At 35.7% G+C, this 21,113-nt stretch carries 16 protein-coding genes; all 16 read right to left on the bottom strand.

Annotated elements, in window-relative coordinates:
- Positions 1 to 143: 143 nt before the first annotated feature.
- Positions 144 to 3,011 carry a hypothetical protein gene (locus tag AC6BKE_RS21980; RefSeq protein WP_499858034.1) on the bottom strand — a complete coding sequence of 956 codons (2,868 nt, stop codon included), beginning with the start codon at positions 3,009 to 3,011 and terminating at the stop codon, positions 144 to 146.
- Between the two features lie 180 nt (positions 3,012 to 3,191).
- Positions 3,192 to 6,251 (bottom strand): coiled-coil domain-containing protein, encoded by a 3,060-nt coding sequence (locus AC6BKE_RS21985; protein WP_499858035.1) that lies wholly within the window; start codon positions 6,249 to 6,251, stop codon positions 3,192 to 3,194.
- Positions 6,252 to 6,467: 216 nt separating this feature from the next.
- Complete coding sequence (locus AC6BKE_RS21990; protein ID WP_342534952.1) at positions 6,468 to 8,822, bottom strand: ATP-binding protein; 2,355 nt, start codon at positions 8,820 to 8,822, stop codon at positions 6,468 to 6,470.
- On the bottom strand, positions 8,795 to 8,953 hold the full coding sequence (comX, locus tag AC6BKE_RS21995) for a competence pheromone ComX (protein ID WP_036125665.1): 159 nt from the start codon (positions 8,951 to 8,953) through the stop codon (positions 8,795 to 8,797). Before comX ends, AC6BKE_RS21990 begins: the two co-directional genes overlap by 28 nt.
- A gap of 279 nt (positions 8,954 to 9,232) precedes the next feature.
- Positions 9,233 to 9,625 (bottom strand): SMI1/KNR4 family protein, encoded by a 393-nt coding sequence (locus AC6BKE_RS22000; protein WP_036125669.1) that lies wholly within the window; start codon positions 9,623 to 9,625, stop codon positions 9,233 to 9,235.
- Between the two features lie 35 nt (positions 9,626 to 9,660).
- Entirely contained in the window at positions 9,661 to 10,602 is a 942-nt protein-coding gene (locus tag AC6BKE_RS22005; protein ID WP_036125673.1) for an ADP-ribosylglycohydrolase family protein, read from the bottom strand.
- A 644-nt stretch (positions 10,603 to 11,246) separates the two neighbouring features.
- Positions 11,247 to 11,630 (bottom strand): hypothetical protein, encoded by a 384-nt coding sequence (locus AC6BKE_RS22010; RefSeq protein WP_036125675.1) that lies wholly within the window; start codon positions 11,628 to 11,630, stop codon positions 11,247 to 11,249.
- A 202-nt stretch (positions 11,631 to 11,832) separates the two neighbouring features.
- Entirely contained in the window at positions 11,833 to 12,369 is a 537-nt protein-coding gene (locus AC6BKE_RS22015) for a hypothetical protein (RefSeq protein WP_499858040.1), read from the bottom strand.
- 320 nt (positions 12,370 to 12,689) lie between these two features.
- Positions 12,690 to 13,586 carry an RHS repeat domain-containing protein gene (locus AC6BKE_RS22020; protein ID WP_499858042.1) on the bottom strand — a complete coding sequence of 299 codons (897 nt, stop codon included), beginning with the start codon at positions 13,584 to 13,586 and terminating at the stop codon, positions 12,690 to 12,692.
- 264 nt (positions 13,587 to 13,850) lie between these two features.
- Complete coding sequence (locus tag AC6BKE_RS22025) at positions 13,851 to 14,339, bottom strand: CPCC family cysteine-rich protein (RefSeq protein ID WP_342503645.1); 489 nt, start codon at positions 14,337 to 14,339, stop codon at positions 13,851 to 13,853.
- Positions 14,333 to 15,613, bottom strand: coding sequence for an RHS repeat domain-containing protein (locus tag AC6BKE_RS22030; RefSeq protein WP_499858043.1), 1,281 nt, complete (start codon positions 15,611 to 15,613; stop codon positions 14,333 to 14,335). The genes AC6BKE_RS22025 and AC6BKE_RS22030 overlap by 7 nt, the downstream gene beginning before the upstream one ends.
- A gap of 56 nt (positions 15,614 to 15,669) precedes the next feature.
- Positions 15,670 to 15,933: a hypothetical protein gene (locus tag AC6BKE_RS22035; protein ID WP_499858044.1), complete on the bottom strand. Its 264-nt coding sequence runs from the start codon at positions 15,931 to 15,933 to the stop codon at positions 15,670 to 15,672.
- 135 nt (positions 15,934 to 16,068) lie between these two features.
- Positions 16,069 to 16,698: a hypothetical protein gene (locus tag AC6BKE_RS22040; protein WP_230593887.1), complete on the bottom strand. Its 630-nt coding sequence runs from the start codon at positions 16,696 to 16,698 to the stop codon at positions 16,069 to 16,071.
- Positions 16,699 to 16,748: 50 nt separating this feature from the next.
- Entirely contained in the window at positions 16,749 to 17,975 is a 1,227-nt protein-coding gene (locus tag AC6BKE_RS22045) for an RHS repeat domain-containing protein (RefSeq protein ID WP_499858045.1), read from the bottom strand.
- A 155-nt stretch (positions 17,976 to 18,130) separates the two neighbouring features.
- Positions 18,131 to 19,186, bottom strand: coding sequence for a hypothetical protein (locus AC6BKE_RS22050; RefSeq protein WP_036127269.1), 1,056 nt, complete (start codon positions 19,184 to 19,186; stop codon positions 18,131 to 18,133).
- Positions 19,187 to 19,191: 5 nt separating this feature from the next.
- Complete coding sequence (locus AC6BKE_RS22055) at positions 19,192 to 20,628, bottom strand: RHS repeat domain-containing protein (RefSeq protein WP_499858046.1); 1,437 nt, start codon at positions 20,626 to 20,628, stop codon at positions 19,192 to 19,194.
- Positions 20,629 to 21,113: the final 485 nt, after the last annotated feature.

A 21,113-nucleotide genomic window follows, 5' to 3' on the forward strand; every position in this document is an offset into this window, starting at 1 on the left:
TGTGCAACTGCAATCATTATGTAAAAATTTTCTTTCTCTGTTGTACATAGTATAGCGGACAATTAAATGACAAGACAAATAAAAATGGCTTCCTGTATAAAGAAAAGCCCCGAAAATAGTTCGGGGCCATCTTTGAATAAAAATTATTTTTCAGTTGGATACATTTTTGTATAAAGTAATTCTAATTTTTTGGAAAGCTTACCATAAGCAGTTTGCCATGCCTTCCGAGCCGCATCATCGCCATCTGCTTTGTATAAAGCATGGACTTCTGCTACCTTTTTCAAATCATTTTCAGCCTGAGTTAGCTTCGAATAATTTTTAACAATTTTCTTATCAGTAGCACTTAATTCATCATACTTGGCACGTATTTCTTTCACTTTATCTTCTAAACCATCCACATACTCGCCTTTTACAAGTAGAGAATTTATGGATTCAATTAACATTAAAGCATTTTCATTCGTTTGTTGCTGACCTTGTTGCTTCTCCATAATCAATTGTCTAGTCCCTGCATCAATAAGACTCACTTGTTTAGACGTTAGCTTTTCAAATGCCTTAATGACTGTGCTCGGATTACTACTAAACGATTTTTCATAGGTCTTCATAAAGGATTCTACTTTTTTCACATCAGCTATTGCAGCTTTTAAAATATCATAATTCGTAATCAGCTTTTTATCACTTGAGCTAAGACTACTATATTGTGTAGAAAGATTTTGAATTTTTTCCATTGAGACGGTATAGAGTTCATTTGAAACGATTATTGCAATTTCATTATTTAGCTGTGTGATATTCGGTGCATTTTCATCGATAATTTGATTATTTAATAAAGCTTCATACTGTTCTTTTGCTAAATGCTGCTGATTTGCAGGTAATTTTGCATAAGCCTTTTGCACTGTTTCAATTTTTTTAGCTTGTTTCGCAGCATCTGTTTCTTCTCTAGCTGTCTGTACTTTTTTATGGAATGATTTTACACCTGAAATATCCTTCTTCGCCGCTGTTAATAAGTAATAATTCGTCACGTATTTTCTTCCACCAGAAGATAGTGCTTTATAGGATTCTGATGCTGTATCAACAGCAGATTCTAATTGTTTAAATGTAAATGTAGTAACATTTGCCAATTTCGCGATATTCGCCTTTAAAGCCTCAGCTGCTGCCTTATCAGCAGGCACTTTACCATTGTCATCAATCGAAACTTTTGGCGTATTCAGTAAAAAATCATCTGCATTATATACAAGAGACTGTTGTAATGTCGTCAGCTTATTATAAGCTTTTAACGCACTGGAATAACTTGAAGTCAATTTACTTTCCTTAACACCTGTTATGCCCATCAACTTCTGATAAGCGTCCATATCTTTTATTACTTTTTCAGCCGTTTTCAAATCCTTTTGTAGCGTGACAAGATCATCATATCCAATAATTTGTGCTGCTGACGCTTTTGTTAAGCTCTTATATTCTTTAATCATTCGATTAACATTATTGACATGACTTTGCCATGAACTAGCCGATGGATTGATTGGATAGATATCATCGCCAATATAGCTGTCTATATCATGATTTAGTGCAGCAATTTGACTTTCTTCAGCACTTTCTGCAACTGTTAAACGCTGCAAATACGTATCTGATACTAATTTTAATTGCTTATATGTTAATTTTTCATAGGCAGAACGAATGGACTTGGCAGCCGTAACTTGCTTATTGGGCGTATTGTTTGGTGATAATTTATCAAATGACTTAATAAATTGCTCAACCTTTTTAATATCCGCTTTAGCTTCCGTTAAAATAGTCTGATTTTGAATAGCGCCTCGGTAATTTTGGGATAGCTTTGCGATATCCGCTTCAATGCTAGTAACTAGCGTTTGTAGGGCATCCTTATCTGAAGGTACATATTGCGCGAGAGAATTCTCGTAGGATAGTAAATGAACAATTGCTTGATTTAGTCTTCGTACTTCTGTTATTTCCTCAAGGTCATTTGGCTCATTTAAAAGATCTTTAATGTTCGTATATAGGGTATCATTCACATCTAAGCTACGTTGTAACTGATCGAGCTTATTATATGCCTCTTCAATTTCTTGAATATATTTAGGTCGGTCTTTTTCATTAACGTCCTTTATTTTATCGACTTTTTCTTCTAATTTACTGACTAGTTCCACATCAGCAAGTGCTCTCTTTAGGACTTCATAATTGGATACATTTGCTTTAGCTGGTACTGATAAGGCTTGATATTTACTTTCTAATGCTGTTAGCTGTCCCTTAAATGATTCTAGGCTCGATACATTGTATTGATTATCATGCACCAGTAAGGCCTTAATATCATTCATTAACGTATCCGTTGGTTCTTTAGATACAGTAATAGCGGTAGAAAAATCTGACTCCACAAACGCAGTACCTACCTGTGCTTTTACTTTAACAATAATATCTTTGATGCCCTTTTCAATGGCATCCTTTGGTATTGTATATGTGCCACCAGCGGCTCCCTCAATAATGGTAAAGGAACTATCACCAAGTTTATAAAACCATTGATAACTATATGTAATTTGGCCACTCTGTAATTTCGCGCCTGCTTTATCCGTTACAGTAACACCTGCCACTTTAACGGTTTCCCCAGGTGCAACAAAATCAGAAGCGGAATAGCCCTCCAGCGTTGGAGCTGTTATCTCAAGATCTAATTGATTAATCTTACGTGTTTCACTTTGAAACTTTTTACCATCAGTTGTAGTAGCCTCCACGAAAATTGATTTTCCAGCCGCTTCAACCGGTACTTTTAAAGTAGACGATGTAGCACCTGAAATTGGCTTATTCGTCGCATTTTTTGAACCATCTTCACCATCAATTTTCTCTAAATAATACCATTGATAAGCATTAACTACTGTATTTTCTGGCAATTTATCAACTGTTAATGTTTCATTGACAATATTTTGTCCAGTAATGATAACCGTTTCTGCTGCACCTGCTACGGTTGGTACAATAAGTGCTACAGGAATAGCTGCTGCTGTTAAAAATAATTTCTTATTCAAATCGATTAACCTCCTCTATCCATCTAATGAATTATATCGACCATAAAGCCATAATTTCCTTTGTTCTGCAGAAAGAATTCTAAAAAGTGTATTTTCTCCTGAATTAATATTAAGACAATAATAATATTTTGATTAAACAATAAAAAATCTAGCAGAGATTGACTGCTAGATTGCTGTTTATTATGAGTTTATTGATTCATATAGCTGTTCTAATTTCTTAGATAATTTATTATATGCCTTTTGCCATGCTTCCTCATCATCTTTAAGTAATATTACTTCTTTCACTTTTTGTAAATCACTTTCAGCCTGTGTAAGCTTGCTATAATTTTTGACAAGTTTTTGTTGCATAGCTGTTAAGTGATTATATTTGTTCTTTATATCAATTATTCGATTTTCTAAGTCGGACACATAATATCCATCTATTTGTAATTCATTGATTGAATCAATCGTCTCTAATACAAGATCATTGGCTGTTTGCTCACTTGTTTCCATTTTTTGAATCTCTTCCAATAAACTCGTTAACTGTCCATTCATCTCGGCCTCATAGCCCTCTAATAAACTAATCTGTAGCGTTGTGAGCTTTCGAAAATCTTTAATAATCGCCGATGGATTTTTTTCTAGATTCGTCTGGAATTTCTTAATGAAGGACTCAACAGCTTTGACGTCACTTATTGCTTGTTTAAGATCCTGAGCATTGGTAATTAGTTTTTTCTCAGCAGAGGAAAGAGCATTGTACTTGTTAATCATATCCTTTACTTCAGTTAGCGAAAAAATATAGCCATTTGCATCCATAAGTTCTTTATTTAAATCGTTATAATTCTCTGTATATTCTTCGATTTTATTGCTGATTTTTACATAAAGAGGTTGAGCTAATCCTTGCTGAATGGCATTTAATTTGCTGTATGCTTTTTGAACAGTCTGTAGCTTCGAATATTGTTTAGTGGAATCTGCTACAGATAATGCCTCATTGACCTTCTTATCAAAGGATCTGACCGCTCTCACATTGGCTTCGGCAGCTTTTAAGTCTGCATAATTTATCACATATTTCTTTACGCCTTTAGGCAACTCTTTATATTTATTGACTAATTCGTCCACAGCTCTAGCATAGCTTTCAAAGTCAGATGAATCGTTAAGAGCATTTTTAATGTCATCACTGAATTTCTTACCTACAGTTGCATCGTTACTTGTCTCACCAGGAATCTCATTATTCGTAGGAATTTCATTCAAAAGAGTAGCATTATAAACATACTTTTGCTGAGATATTGTTAATTTATTATACGCTTTTAATGCAGAATGAAAGGCTGACTGTATTTTGTTAAATTTCGTTTCAGGTTTCAATAGCGCCTTATATTTTTCTATTTGGATAATGACTTTTTCAGCTGCCTTTAAATCCTTTTGCATTTGAAGCATTTCGTTTTTTGTCGCCATATCATTATAGGACTTTAAACTTTTTTGCAGTGAGATGATGGTATTAACTTTCGATTTAAGTGTTTCCCATTCATTCGCTAATCCTGCTGCCCCTTTCACCTCGGCTAGCAATTGCTCCAGCTCTTCGATTGTCGTACGTTCTGCGTTTTCAGCTTCCACTAGGAGGGGTAGCTTATATTCTACCAATCCTTGCTGACGTAAGTTCAGCTTCAAATAGGCTGACCGAATGCTTTTAGCTGTTGCTACCTTTTGTTTAGGCGTCTGTCCTAGTAATTTATCAAATAGCTTTTCCAATTTTTGTGCACTTTTTAAATCCGCTTTTGCCATTGTTAAAATGGCTTGATTTTGCACAACCGTTTTATACTCCGGTAAAAGGGCATTAATTTTAGCATCTATATCTGCTATTTTTTCCGCTAAGACATTCGTTGTTTCTGGAGCGTATTGTGGGATCGGATCCATACCGCCTCCCAATAACTCTGTAATCAGTCTATTGATTTCACCAAGCTTTGCAAGCTCCTTTTGACTATCTGGATTTTTCAGCAATAAATCTACTATTTGCTGATAATTATTACCTGCATCTAAGCTTCGTTGTAAATAATCCAGTTGATCATATTCAGCCTTTAGTTGTTGAAGCTGTTGGAGGCTACTCTTTCCATCTAATGCTTTTATTTGCGCTGCAATACGCTCTACTTTGGCAATATCAGCTACAGCACGCTGCAATATCGAGTAGTTTGTCACCTGTGCCTTTGCTGCTGGTGTTAATTTTTGATATTGATTGTCTATCTGAGATAGAACTGACTTTATATCTTCTCTATAGATAACACGTTTTTGGGTATCCATTGTGAGCAACGTGACAATTTGTTTTTCAATAGCTTTTATGTGATTGTCTGAAATACGGATTGGCGTTACGGCAATACCAGAAATCACTTGATCTCCCACTTTTGCAGTAACCTTCACCACAATATCCTTCATTGCTGAATCCTGTGTATCTTTAGGAATCATATAGGAAGGAGTGGAGGCATTGGGGATGATAGAATAACTACTTCCTACCTTATATAGCCATTGATAGGTAAACGAAATTTGTTTCGACTCTAACGTGATTTTTTGTGAAGTATCCGTTTCTGTTGTAACGACAGGGATTTTCACTTTAAGCGTATCTCCAGGCACGACAAAATCTCCACCTGTGAAGCCTTCAAATTCAATTGCTTCTATACTTAAATTCAGCTTCTGAATCTTTTTATTCGGACTTACATATACCAATCCATCTTCTGTTTTGGCCTCCACAAAGATCAGTTTATCAGCAGCTAAAGGTGGTATAACGAGCTCTAATTTCGTTTCATTTGCAATGGGTTTCGCCTTATTATCTTCTAGGACATACCATTGAAAATTTGTAAATACAGTCGGTTTATTTGTGTTACTTGATAAACCTTCAATTTTAGCGACTAACTTACCATTCACATAATCATTGCCTTCAGTGGAAAGAGTTCCTTTAACAACGATTTTTTTACTTTCATACATTTTCCCACGATCATCTGTAACCTTAACAATAATGGATTTTCCTAATGCATCTGAAGGTATTAAATAGACGTTGCTAGTTTGTGAAGAAAGCAGCTCCTCTACGCCCGCTTTCACAAAATACCATTCGTACTGATAATTAGCATCTTTTGGTAAGGAGGTGATATCAGCCTTTAATTCTGTCCCTACCATACCACTTCCTTCAATAGTTACCTGCTCTGAAGCAGCATGTGCATCGATAGGCATAATAATAGCTGCTGGGGCTACTGCCATTAGTAAGAATTTTGCCTTAGTCATTCAAAATCCGCTCCTTACATTATGTATATATCACATATTATAGCAATACTTTCCACCTACTAGCAATGACACTTCAAATAATGGGATCTCTAATGAGAGCGTTTCACTAGTATAAAATGTTATGAAAAAACAAAAGCCTTCTAATCCACATTCGTAGCATCGACGAAGAGATTAAAAGGTGAAAAAAGTATGCCTATGTGCTTCTGCTTCATTTGCTTATCCACGAATCATATAAGTTGGACGGTTCAGGGTACTATACGTATAAGAGTGTGTATGATTCGTTTCACTTACGATAATTCGAATGGTCATCCCTTCTCCTACTTTGCTGTCTAAGGTGAATTTCCCATTAAAAGCCTGAACTCGCTCTTGCATACCTTGAATGCCCATAGAATCGGCAAGTAAAATATCATCTATATGACAACCCACCCCGTCATCGGTATACAATATTTCAAAGCCCTCTTCGGTACCCAATAAATAAATTTCTACTGTATGGGCATACGAATGCTTTAAAGCATTGTTTAATAATTCTTGGAACAGTCGATAAATCATTAAATTCAAACGCTCATCCTCTAAATAAAGACGGTCAATGGTATAGATCAAGACAAAATCAGCGCGTTTATGGATTTTTTGTATAAGCTTCTCAAGGGCTGCATTTAAACCCAATGTATCTAAGAGTGGAGGCTTTAAATTTTCACAATAGCCCCTTAAATCATTCAATGAGGTAAGCATATGTTCATGAAGCTTCACAAGTTTTGTGGGGATCTCCTCTTTTTCCTTTGTATGCATGAGGACACCCATTTCTCTGGCGATATGAAGCTGTTCTTGTAAAATCGTATCATGAAGTTCTTGAGCAAGCTGATATTTTTCTTCCTCGAAGCGTAGCCAAAGTAATTTGTTGAGCCATGGCAGCTGTCGATTATCAGCCTCTTTCATATGCTTTAACTGATTTAGTAGCTCCTCGACCATTTTTGTATTTTCGATAAAATTATTTAAATAGAGCAGCAGCAATTCGAGCCATAACAATTCCTCATCCTTCAGATAAATCGATTTATTATGATCCACAACAAGAATGCGTTTATAATTTGCATCTTGATGAATAAAGGCGATATAGAAATGGTCTGTTTTTTTAATATCCCCTAAACCTAATCGTTCGACTAGAACCTCATCAATCTGATGCTGCGTGTATTCCTTGGATTTGTTCGTCAATGTCACTTGATGTGTTTGAAAATCATAGGTTAAAACATATACCCTTTCCATTTCAAGCTGGAGCACAACCTCCTGCACAAATTTCTCCAATAAATCCTCAATCTTTACAACTCTCCCAATACTATCGACGGTTGTATACAAGCGGTGGATGTAATCCCCTTTTGTAGAAAATAAAATTTTCCGCTTACGATAATCAATCCGCTCTTTTATATAAAACAAAGCCATTAACGATAGAAAGGCGAAAAAGAAAATCTCCGTCATGCGCGTAATGGATAGATCGGTCAATAAATATAAACCGGCTAATAACCAAATTGTAAAGCCAAAGGAAAAATTAAAATAATAACGTAATCGAGAAATAAAATACTCCATATCGAAAATACGTTCAGTTAGCTGTGTGAATATGAAGCTAAATGGAATAAGCATTAAAAATAATGAACATACGTCGGCGGATAATAGTTGTTTATGAAATAGGATTTCAGGTAGTGCGTAAAGAAATAAAAAAGGCAAAAATGGGATGATGATACTACTTAATAGTATTTTTAATTGTGGAGTTCTATATTTGAAATATCCTTCTATTATAATTCCAAGAATTAATAGTAATAAGAAGAAAAATAACCCCAAAATGATATATGAATTTTGAAAATGAGTTGAAGGATACAGAACACTGAAAATACTAAGTAATACACCAAAAATAGGAATGACATAAACAGTACTAATTCGCTTTATAAACAACCATTTTATCTCTATGAATTCAAAATATATCTTCAAAAAGTGCATTAATATCACTAAACATAGTAACATGCTGCTACGGTTGATTATAATACCTACAATATTTAATCTACTAGAAGCTCCACTACTAACATAAGCCAATGAAACTGTTAAAATAAAAAGAATTAACAAATTAATAAGAATCGTATTTTTTTGTTTATATTTTAAATATAAAGTGATAAGCAAAGTTAGTATAAAATAACAAAAAGGGACTATTAAAACATAATAAAATTGTTGAGGTATATCAGATAACTTTATTTTTAAGTTTATAACAGTCCCATTACTTTTCATTACAGTCAATTCTCTAGCAGATCGAACTACAGGTTCATACGCTAAATCTTGAATATTGTCTATTTTTATACCATTAACTTCTAAAATTATATCCCCTGTAGTAAGTTGCTGTTTTTCAGCCCACTCTTTGTAATATGGCTCCGTTAAAATCCATTGTCCATCCGCTTTTTGTACCTTCAAACTCAAAACAGGCTCACTATATGTAACATTTAGTAAATATAGACCTAATACCAAATAAATACTTATAGTGAGCCAAAACCATTTTTTTTTATTTAAATTTAATACCAAATTGTGCTTTCTAAACATATATCTTCATCAAACGAATCCAAGATTGCCTTTTGTTCAAGTGCTGAAATACCAATAAGAGAAGCTTTTTTTTCTTTTAACAATGTTACCAACGACGGATTTTGCTCTAAATATTGAATAACGTTAATCATTAAAATCTCCTCATTTCATTAGTTTTTTTAAGATTATAGTTACAAGTATTTGCCAATAAGTTCTTTATTAAAGTAATTATTAACCATATATGTAACTATATTTTCATTATACTATCTCCCTCCAATAATTCAACATAATTTTCTAAAAAATACAAAAAATTAATAGGATATGTAATAATTTTGCTATATTTCTCAAATCAAATTCTCCAAAAATAGACATAAAATCAAATAAAAAGCCTATTCCCAATAGTAGGAATAAGCTTCTAATAGTTTGCATAGCTATATTGTTTCAAACTGACAGCCATCTTGTAGCCACTTGTTTAAATCGGATGTGATTAACGTAGCAAGTTGGGGATTCATAACACCACAATCCACCGCAAAAACGTGACCATCCTCTCCTTGTCTATTCATTAGAAAAACCATTCCACCTCCATCATCACCAATGGCTATATAGCCCTTCGCATATTCTGCTACTTCCCAAGTCTCGTTTCTTTCTAGCAATTCTACTGTACCGTAAATTAACACGCCGTTAGTGAACGATAAACCATTCATCTCTTTTAAGACATATCGATAAACTTGAGGGAGATGGAAAGTCAGGCCCTTCTCCACATGTAGAATTTCGTGCTCTGTAGCAGGTGGATTGGCCGCCGCACTATTATGTAGTGGGTACATTTCGTCACCATCCTTTCATTTGAAATAGCTTACACCTAAGCTGCACAAAATTCGTAAAATGCCATGATTAAGTGGTCAATCTCTTCTTTCTTAATCATTTTATCTAACCATTCATGTGGAATTTCATCCATATTCTTATACATACCCGCAATAGCGCCCGTAATGGCTGCAACGGTATCTGTATCTTCTCCCAGATTTACAGCCCTTAGAATAGCCTCTTTAAACGTTGTAGAATTACCTACACACCAGATTGCGGCCTCTAGTGAATGGACAATATAGCCACTTGAGCTAATATCACGCTCTGCAATCTTTAAAAAGTTTTCCTTAAAAATCCTTGCATATGCATTTAGCTCCGCTCGCAGATCATCCTGTAAATGACTTTGGAGCAATGAATATACCTCTTTTAAGGCTGTTTCTAGCGTATTATTTCGATATAAGCTTAATAGCAATTCAATATAAATGATGGACCCAACGATTGAACGTGGATGGGCATGCGTAATTTCTGTATATTGTTGTACCCATGCTTTTCTTTTATCAAAATCTAACTCATTCATCACCACAAATACGATAGGCGCTATCCTCATAAGGGTGTCATTGCCATTATCAAACTCGCCCGTTTTTCCACAATGCTCAGGTAAAACACCATTTTTATAGTTCGTAACGGCTTCAGCAGTCGTGATGCCTATATCAAACATTTCTCCAAATGGTGTAAGATAGCCCTGCTCCATGTATCGTACAAACTTATTCATTAAGGTTTTCGTATCGCCTTTTTCAATGATATTTTCGACTAAACATAACGTTAAAGAAGTATCATCAGACCAAGTACCTGGTGGCTGATTGTAAGTACCATACCCGGTCACATCCTGCACATGGAAAGTCCCTCTTTGCTTAAACTCAACAGGTACTCCCATTAGATCACCGATAATTCCACCATATAATGTTGCAAACACTCGTTCCTTCAAATTTGTATCTACCATCGGATGTCACTTCCCCTTTCTATGTCAAACATAATACAAAAAAGACGATAATTGAAGATGTGAATCTTCCCCCATCGTCTGTCCTATAAAGTGGACTCTATTGATATTTTTTCATAAATATTTATGTTTAAACTAATACCTCAATTGACTTTAGCAAAAACATATCTTTTATCTTCGTGTGGACACAAACAGAAGAGCATTTAACTGTTTCCAACAAACTACTTGTAATAAATTATAAAATTTTCGATAGTTTACTACCGACAAACGAATGCCCCCACCCGTTATTCGAGCCTATTGAAAATATAGTGTTTTTCTATGCCAAATTCCATATATGTAATATCCAAACTTTCTTCTGAAACCTGATATTCAATATAGTAATAATCAAATCCGATTTCTTTAAACAGCTCACTTTTGTCATCAAAACATGCTGATCACATTTCTACCATTCCATCCATTACCAGTATCATTTTCGCTCGTTTGAAAAAGCATACACATTTCTCGTTCTTTAAGAACCTTTAAATCTCTTAATTATATTATTACTGACCCTAAGTGTCTCCTATTGCTTTTACACGAAAACCAACGAAACATAAAAAAACTATTGGTAGACAGTTAAGTAGTATACAAGCACCTCTGAATTCAAAACATTAAAGCTCTACTTCACCTGCTTGATCTTGCTCTAGATGAACAAGTGGAACAGGAGAGTAAATAAACGTATCCCCGTCGTCTTCAAGCTTATACATGATACAAAACAAAGCTGAACCTCGCTGATTGCCACTCGGTATAGAGAAAATCATAGCTGGACAACGCAGCTCAGCAGAATGAACGCTTGCACAAAGATCTTTATAAGTAATAGTAGCAAGGTTATCGATATCTACAAGATGCTGTTGACAATCTCCCATAACTAGCATGTAATACTCTATATTCTGATTATACTTATTCACAAAGCTCTGCTTATACTCCTCAATGCTAAGAAAGCAGCACTCCCAATCTAAAGGTGGGAAACTTAACACATAACGATAGAACTTCAATTCCTTATTCCTCCTCTTTTTGAAATCAAGCTACTCAGAATAATTAAAAAGGGGAATTTTTTTGATAACCCCTTTTTTAACCTTTTCGATTTCTTCAATGGCTTTTCGTTTCCATTGCTTCTTTACTCTAAAATCTCCATCATAAAAAATCACGTTATGAAGCCCTATTAATATAACGTCTCTATTTTTCCCCTTTCCCGTTCTAAGCCTGTATATAATCAAATATCATGGCCCAACCATCCATTGGGCTGCCATATCCCCATAGGGGGCCCGTCATTTTTTCCAATTGATCGATCTTTTCCTGATATTGCTTCACCATGGATTGACGTTCTTTTTGCGTGTACGCGTTCAAATGTTCGTCACTTACTTTAAGTCGCATATTGTGCAGGAAGTTGATCATGTCACAATAAAGTGAATTATCCTCAAACGTAATGAAATCTGGGAAAATAGCAATGACTTCGTCAAAGGCATACTGCAAATGCTGCAAGCCAAATTTCCCCAAAACCTCTGAAATATACGGCACAAGATGCGGTTGATACGCAATGATACCATCCCAGCCATCCGACTGCCAGTTGCCAATCATATTGATGGCGATGTGAAGTTGAAATAACTCTGGTGACACCGTTTCTTGGATTACGTGCAGTCCACCAATCTCCCATATTTTATCCGATAACTCCGCTAAATCCATTTCATCTGCAGGGATTTTTCTATCCCATATCTCATTCAATCCAATACTCATCTTAACACCTCTCCTGGAATCAGAATTCTGCTCGTTCTCACTGCTCTATTATGATATTCTCAAATAACTTCTCATCCGTGCGTCTTTAATCGTCTTAGATATCATATCACTACTTGTTATTTGTGAACGATTGCCTAACTCGTCATAACAACTCGAAATCCAATGGTCATTTTGCCACTCTTTGATTACTTGACAAGATGGGTCTCGCTATAGCTTTTTGGTTATATCCTCATTTTCCATCTCTAGTAACGAACCATTTTTAGGCAAATGTTTCCCAAGTACCGTCATAGTAATCTGATCGAATGACATTCCCTACATTGTCATGCTGATACGCTGTCCAGCGATTTCCTGGACGTTGAATGCGCTGAACCAATCTTGCCAGACATGACCTTGGCCATCATGCCATTACCATAGTACTCGTACTTCCACGTATCCCCATTCTTTTCGACTTTCTCTACGAGATTTCCTTCTTCATCATAAGAGAATTGGGCATCTTTTGTTTCTAGTAATCTACTACCAGCGCCATAGACACGATCTTTTTTGTCTTTTGTTTCATATAGATTGCCAACATCATCGACGCTACGGTATAAGAAATCAAATTGACCGCCTTGATTAGACCATACGAGGTTACTAAATTCGTCGTAACCATACGTCACTTTTATACCCGTTAGCTCATTGACCATGCTGCGTAATTGGTGATTCACATCCCAATTATACACGCGTCTTCGCGTATCGCGGTTTTGACTACTTACGCGATGGTGTGTCGGTCTACCAGTTATATCATATTGCCATTTACTAATAACATCCCCTGGTAGGATTCTTTCAATCTCTTGTTCGAGTTCATTGTACTGCATCGATGCTGTCCAATGCGCTTGCTCTGAGCTAGAGGCTGTGATTTGTGATACATCTCCCATTTCATTGCGAGCGACATCTATTTTTGCACCTAAGCTACTTGTAATCTGAGAACGGTTGCCTAATTCATCATAACTACTCGCAATCCAATGGTCATTCTGCCACTCTTTGATCACTTGTCCAGATGAATCTCGCTCGAACTTTACTGTCACATGCTCATTTTCAGTTTGAATTAACGACCCATTTTTGTCATAGCCAAACGTTTCCCAAGTATCATCATAATAATCAGCACGGATGACATTCCCTAGACCATCATGCTGATATGTTGTCCAACGATCGCCTGGACGTTGAATTCTTTGAACCAATCCCCAAGACTTCGCTCATACTAGGTCGGCACCCTATATTAAACCTAAAAATGTGGCGTTTGTTGCACATGCCGTGCACTTAAAAAGCCCTTTTGTCACAGAGGACAAAAGGGCATACAAAACAAAAATATTATTAGCCTTAAAATATCACGTAACCCTTTTCAGCCTTTGTAAACTATATTCTTGAAGGCTAATCTCTTCTTCGGTTTTCTCGCTTTTGACGATTGAAAGTCGAGCGTTCTCTATAATGCAAATACAATTGATTTAGTCACCTTTTTTATATGGGATATTTTCTGGATCAAGAAGCATCCGGTGCTTATCTCTATAGTCTTTAATTGAAGAATGATTTACAGAACTTATACGCTCTATATCATTTTCCGATCCGCCATCATCCTCCCACATACAGACGCGGCACACTTCATATTCGCCTCGAGTTGAAAGAGTAAGATACCCACAGCATGGACATTTATATAAAACTTCCTCATCTCCAATTATATTTACTTCGTCTTTAAAACAATCTTCAAGAAATTTTTTTAAAAAGTTATTTGATATTCCAACAAGAATAGTAGTAGTAAAATGGCCAACTAAAAAGTTTTGAACATTTGGAGAGTAAACACTATCATATTCTTTTGTTTCACCTTCCTCATCCAAATAATCGGAACAAAGGATATTATCGATTTCGTTTTTGGATAAAGAAGAGATTTTGTATATCGCGTAACTTGTTAACGCAAGTTCCCTACTAAATATTAACATTTGTACTTAACCTCTGACTTTGATAGTTTTGTTTTTTCAAGCGCGTAATTAACTGCATCTGTAAAAGGATCCTCTACAACGAATTCAGGAAGTGCTATATAAAACGAAAGAATCTTTCCATCTTTAGTATGTCCCGCAAGTACTCGATTAGTAGCTGGATCAACTTTTATAAGTTGGTTTCCAACTTTAGCTTGTTTCATACCCGGAGATTCATCTGCTAGAAATTGCTCCATAAGATCATGATATTCATTCTGAGAAATATCACCAAATTCGCCTTGTTTTACTACATGTTTGTTATAATGAGTACCTAATTCCCCGCTTTTCCATTTATTTTTTCCTTTTTTCCACTTTACATCACTAAAAAACAATCCAAGCGGATCGATACTAATGTTGGGATCACCAACATAACCATACAAAGTCGGATTTCCACCCGCTAGTCCAATCAGGTCTGACTGTGTATAAATTCCCTCAATAGGCGAGTAGTATCTGAATCGGTTATAATACAATCCTGTTTCAATATCTTCATACTGCCCTTGATAACGGAATGGAATAAAGTCTTTCTCACCTGTGAATTCTTTCATTCGTCCATAAATATCAAGTTCTGCTGACCAAACACTGTTGCCTTGTTCATCATAGGCTTCAACAGGCGTTCCTAGATAGTCACTAACTATACTGTAATTACCTTCATTCGTGATTTTAGCTGAAGGAATGAATCCTTCATTAAACACCCATGTCACTAGATTATCTGGTATTTGAGACTTATTTTGTGAAGAATACTCATCTAGATTTTCAAATATATCTGAATTATCCTGCGAGTAATACTCATGCAGGATATTATTCCCATCCCATACGAATCTCGTTGTTTTTTCGTCAAAGCTCTTCTCTATACGTCTACCTAGCGAGTCAAACTTGAATGTAACTACTGTCTTATCTGGGCGCACGACTTTCGATATCATGCCATTGCCGTTATATTCGTACTTCCACGTATCACCGTTCTTCTCAACCTTCTGAATCAGATTACCTTCTTCATCATAAGAGAAGGTTACTTCTCTAGTTTCAAGCAATCTACTTCCGGCACCATAGACACGATCGGTCTTTTCTTTCGTTTCATACAAATTTCCGACATCATCGACATTGCGGTGTAAGAAGTCAAATTGATCGCCTTGATTGGACCAGACGAGGTTACTAAACTCATCATAACCATAGGTAACTTTTACACCTGTTAACTCGTTTACCATGCTTCGTAAGCGATGATTGACGTCCCAATTATACACGCTTCTTCGTGTATCTCGGTTTTGACTACTTATTCAATGGTGTGTAGGTCTACCTGTCACATCATACTGCCATTTACTGATGACATCTCCTGGTAGGATTCTTTCAATCTCTTGACCGAGTTCATTGTACTGCATCGAGGCTGTCCATTGACTTGCTCGGAGCGAGAAGCTGTCATTTGTAAGACATTGCCTAGCTCATTACGTTCCACATCGAATCTGGCACCGAGGCTGCTTGTTATTTGGTGGTTGTTTTGCCACTTTTTGATGACTTGGCCAGATGAGTTTCGTTCTAGCTTAACGGTTACATGCTCGTTTTCCATTTCTAGTAGCGGACTGTTTTTGTCATAGCAAAACATTTCTTAGATGTAACGGAATGATAACTGTTCACTTATGAATGGTATAAAAAAGAAGGCTTAAGCGCCTTCTTTTTTATTTTTCAGCTATTATTTATCAAACTATGAATATTGCCAATATCCTACTATTGGATCCTTTATCGAATCCTTCGTCACAATTGCATACAAATACACAGCACCAAACCCAAATGGAAGACTTGTGCCTGAATGGAATAATCCACTTGGATAGCCGTCCTCATCAATTTGACACAAGAAATTATATCCATTTTTTTCCAATTCTCTGTAATAATATTCCTCTTCTTGGATATGGAAAGGATTCCCTCCAAATTTAATAAAAAAAGGAGTTTCAAATGCTTGTTCTTCACTTACTAAAATACCTTCTGAAATATAGTGTTTATCTATTCCAAATTCAGTGTAAGTAGAATCCAAACTTTCTATCGAAATTGGATGTTCAAACACATACAATGAACAGTTTGGATATATATTTTTTGAAACCCGATTTTCGTATTTTTTTGGTATAAAGATGGAAATCATGTTATTTTTATCTAATGGATTAACAAAACAAAGATAGAAGTTATAGTCAAATCCAATTTCACTTAAAAGTTCACCTTTATCGTCAAAATATGCTGGAGCATTTCCACCAATCCATCCATTACCAACATTTCGGTTTTTGTCTAACTGAAATAAAATACTTTCTTTTCGCTCAACTAATATGTTATTTTTATTCTCCATATTGTTCATCCGAAAAACTTAATCCGGATTTCACACTCCTTTGCATTTAGTTATTTTCTACAGATTAATCCATGTCTTTCACCATGTTCAATTGCTTGTTTTCTTAATTCCATAACTTTTTCAGTTGCAAATACTTTTGCTTCCTTACTGTCCCAACCTCTCGTAATGAGTTCATTCATAATCCCACGTCTTGTTAACGCGGCATTTCTATTAATGTTCTGCAAAGCACTTTGTTTTCTTAAAGTTTCTTCAGAATGCATACCATATTTTTTCTGTAAATTTGTAATACTTTGATGAAGAGGACTCTCTTTTAATGCAATTGCAGGGTTTTGTCTGGAAAGTGGTCCTGTACCTCTTCTAGTTACTCCAGCATTGTATTTTAACCATGCATTTTGTAATATTTCATGTGCTGTAAATCCATCTTTCACATGTAATTTACTTGCATATTCTGCAATTTCAAATTCATTTAACAAACCAAATGGATCAATCCATGTATTCGAATCTCCAACATACCCATAAAGCGTAGGATTCCCACCTGCAAGTCCAATCGGATCAACTTGAGTATAATTCCCTTGTTCTGGGTCATAGTATCGGAATCGGTTATAATACAATCCAATCGCTACATCTTCATACTGCCCTTGATAACGGAATGGAATAAAGTCTTTCTCACCTGTAAATTTCTTCACTCGTCCATAAACATCAAGCTCTGCCGACCAAACCTTATTTCCTTGCTCATCATAGGCTTCAACAGGCGTTCCAAGATAATCATTTATAATACTGTAATGACCTTCACTCGTAATCTTTGCAGAAGGGACAAAACCATCATTGAACACCCATGTCACTAGATTATCAGCTATAGCAGTATCAGCCTGTGAAGATTTCAGATTTTCTAAAGTATCCGCAACATTCTGGGTGGAATACTCATGCAGAATCGTATTGCCATCCCATACAAAATGGGTAGCCTCTCCTTCCGAACACTTCTCTATCCGTCTACCTAGTGCGTCATACTTGAACGTAATCTCTGTCTTATCTGGCTTAATGACCTTCGCCATCATGCCATTGCCATAGTACTCGTACTTCCATGTATCTCCGTTATGTTCGACTTTTTCTACGAGATTTCCTTCTTCGTCATAGGAGAATTTGGCATCTTTCGTTTCTAGTAATCTACTACCAGCGCCATAGACACGGTCTTTTTTCTCTTTTGTTTCATATAAATTGCCGACATCATCGACGCTACGGTATAAGAAATCAAATTGGTGACTGACAATAGACATCATGTTTTTTCTCTGATAACTTAAATGACCTTTAATATTATGAGAATTTGTAAAATTAACCAAGCAGAAAGAGTAGCAAAAAATCCCTCAAATAGGGATTCTTGCCACTCTTTATTTTTCCTGATACATAATCACTCTTCAAATTTGAAACCTCGATTTTAAATGAAACTATAGTTAATAATAGGATTTACATTCTCTATCCTTTCTTCACTTCTTTCAAGAATATACATTGGAATTAATTCATTTCCGAGTTCACCTGACCAAGTACATAAAGAAAGATCAATTTTTTCACCAGTACCCTCCAAACGAATGATTGGCCATTTTTTTTCAAGACATGCAGGCCATGTAAGTAATTCGTCACCAGGAATTACAGATAACTCCTTTATCTCATTTTTTATTTTGTAGGTTCCTCTAACTATGCATTCATCAAGTAGAATTGAATTACTCATTGCTTGAATATAATAATGCCAAGGTTTAATCCCCCAAGTAATAATTAATATTCCCTCTTCAAAACATTTATCAACTAAATTGGTTGTAGTAAATAACTCAACAAGATTTAATGGCTCATCACCAACTTCAGTTCTTATTAATTCACTAAAAAGTTTTAAATCCACCATAAAAAACCCCAGACTTCCCAAACTTCCATAAACTGAAGAATCAAAAACTTTATTGTTCTTTTTAATATCAGTTGTGTTTTTGAATATTAGCACATAGACAGTGACTGTTTCAACTTTTTGTTCATAATCCGTTAGAAACGGTGGAGATTCCGAGGATAAAAATTCAGGCTTATGAACTCCATGTCTAAAAACTTGAATTTTAATATTGTATTCCCCATATAATTCTATACAATCCTTTCGATAAGAAATTTTTTTAAGTAATACATTATCTCTAAGAGCTTGTTGAATAGTCTCATTTTTATTTTTTTTTATTAATTCCAAATTATTTTCATGTGTATAACAAATAAAATCTTGTTCAAAGAAAGATACATCTTTATATATTTTTTCTGTTATTTTTTTACCTAATATAGCAGAATCCAACAATAGCTGATCTTCATTTTTCACTTCTTCAACAATTAGTTTAAATCTACAAATATCGTATTCGCTTATAGTTTCATTAATAGGGATTTCTAGTGCTAAATTTTTAGTTTTCAAATGTGCATCTTTTATATGGCTAGTACAATAACCTTCTTCAAACCATAAAGCTGTATTTTTCATTAATTTCACCCCTGACAATTTATTGGATATCCTTTTTGAGACGCCCATTCCTTTGTTTCTTCCCAAGCTAGTGCAGGTGTGACATCCGCCTTTAATAACTTCCCTTTGGTGCCATCTGAATTAATAACATGCAAATCTCCTTTAAATTTCTGAATTTCTGAATTATTATAGTGATTTTGCAGACTATCTATCCATTCTTGATTTGTTAAACCTGACTTTTTAAATTGATTTTCTGTAAGTACAGGTTTTGTTCCTGCACCAAGCTCATTATAGCCATGCATCGCAGAATGATTAAGTCCTTCACCTTCTAACCATTGCTCTGATGAGAAATATAAAGCAGGCACACCTGTTTGAGAATTAAATGGTTGGATGCCTAATTTAGTGGCAAGTGTATGTGGAACCATGTGATGTCCTTGATTTACAGGGTTCGATAAAGGCATTAACCCAAAAACATCTATCTGTCTATTCGTGTCACTAACATACCCATACAATGTTGGATTATTTCCTGCCAGTCCAATCGGATCAGATTGGGTATATATCCCCTCACTTGCCGAGTAATAACGGAATCGATTATAGTAGAGCCCTGTTTCTTCATCTTCATACTGTCCTTGATAACGGAATGGAAGAAAATCTTTTTCCCCAATGAACTTCTTAACTCGTCCATAAATATCAAGCTCACAAGTCCAAATTTTCTTTCCTTGTGTATCATATGCTTCAACAGGGGTACCAAGGTAATCTCTGATAATACTAAAAACACCTTCTCTTGTGATTTTAGCTATTGGATTAAATGATTTATTATCGTATACCCATGTTATCAAGGATTCATGTATATTTGATAAGTCTTCTGAACAATTGTTCCACTCATGCAGAGTCGTATTCCCATCCCATACAAAATGGGTAGCCTTTCCTTCCGAACACTTCTCTATCCGTCTACCTAGTGCGTCATACTTGAACGTAATCTCTGTCTTATCTGGCTTCATGACCTTCGCCATCATGCCATTGCCATAGAACTCGTACTTCCATGTATCTCCGTTATGTTCGACTTTCTCTACGAGATTTCCTTCTTCATCATAAGAGAATTGGGCATCTTTTGTTTCTAGTAATCTACTGCCAGCGCCATAGACACGATCTTTTTTGTCTTTTGTTTCATATAGATTGCCGACATCATCGACGCTACGGTATAAGAAATCAAATGGACCACCTTGATTAGACCATACGAGGTTACTAAATTCATCATAACCGTACGTCACTTTTATACCCGTTAGCTCATTGACCATGCTGCGAAATTGGTGATTCACGTCCCAATTGTAGGCGCGTCTTCGTGTATCGCGGTTTTGACTACTTACGCGATGATGTGTCGGTCTACCTGTTATATCATATTGCCATTTACTAATAACATCCCCTGGCAGGATAATCTCTTGCCCAAGTTCATTGTACTGCATCGAGGCTGTCCACTGGGCTTGCTCGGAGCGAGAGGCAGTCATTTGTAAAATATTGCCCAGCTCATTACGTGTGACATCGATTTTGGCACCGAGGCTACTTGTTTTGGAAGCGATTGCCTAATTCATCGTAGCTACTCGCAATCCACTGTTCATTTTGCCATTCCTTGATCACTTGTCCAGATGAATCTCGCTCTAGCTTGACGGTTACATGCTCGTTTTCCGTTTCTAGTAGCGAACCGTTTTTATCATAGGCAAACGTTTCCCAAGTGCCATCCTAGTAACCTTAGCGAATGACATTCCCTATATTCATAGGAATTGTCCTTTAATTGAACGTCGTCTCCATATGAAAGTTGGCCCGTACAAGACGATTTAAATAGTCATGACAGAACTTCTACGGTTCCTATCTCACGAATATTCCCATCTCTTGAAATCACAGTAAGATTAAAAGGGCAATAAATCCCTTTAAATGGATTTATCGCCCTATA

Source organism: Lysinibacillus sp. COL-1, from assembly GCF_059814265.1.

Bases quoted from the DNA above. Each gene is read 5' to 3' on its own strand.
- AC6BKE_RS22000 (WP_036125669.1), bottom strand. From the start codon at position 9,625: ATGTACCCACTACATAATAGTGCGGCGGCCAATCCACCTGCTACAGAG.
- AC6BKE_RS22005 (WP_036125673.1), bottom strand. From the start codon at position 10,602: ATGGTAGATACAAATTTGAAGGAACGAGTGTTTGCAACATTATATGGT.
- AC6BKE_RS22050 (WP_036127269.1), bottom strand. From the start codon at position 19,186: ATGAAAAATACAGCTTTATGGTTTGAAGAAGGTTATTGTACTAGCCAT.
- AC6BKE_RS21990 (WP_342534952.1), bottom strand. From the start codon at position 8,822: ATGTTTAGAAAGCACAATTTGGTATTAAATTTAAATAAAAAAAAATGG.
- AC6BKE_RS22025 (WP_342503645.1), bottom strand. From the start codon at position 14,339: ATGTTAATATTTAGTAGGGAACTTGCGTTAACAAGTTACGCGATATAC.
- AC6BKE_RS22040 (WP_230593887.1), bottom strand. From the start codon at position 16,698: ATGGAGAATAAAAATAACATATTAGTTGAGCGAAAAGAAAGTATTTTA.
- comX (WP_036125665.1), bottom strand. From the start codon at position 8,953: ATGATTAACGTTATTCAATATTTAGAGCAAAATCCGTCGTTGGTAACA.
- AC6BKE_RS21985 (WP_499858035.1), bottom strand. From the start codon at position 6,251: ATGACTAAGGCAAAATTCTTACTAATGGCAGTAGCCCCAGCAGCTATT.
- AC6BKE_RS22035 (WP_499858044.1), bottom strand. From the start codon at position 15,933: ATGGAAAACGAGCATGTAACCGTTAAGCTAGAACGAAACTCATCTGGC.
- AC6BKE_RS22015 (WP_499858040.1), bottom strand. From the start codon at position 12,369: ATGAGTATTGGATTGAATGAGATATGGGATAGAAAAATCCCTGCAGAT.
- AC6BKE_RS22055 (WP_499858046.1), bottom strand. From the start codon at position 20,628: ATGCAGTACAATGAACTTGGGCAAGAGATTATCCTGCCAGGGGATGTT.
- AC6BKE_RS22045 (WP_499858045.1), bottom strand. From the start codon at position 17,975: ATGATGTCTATTGTCAGTCACCAATTTGATTTCTTATACCGTAGCGTC.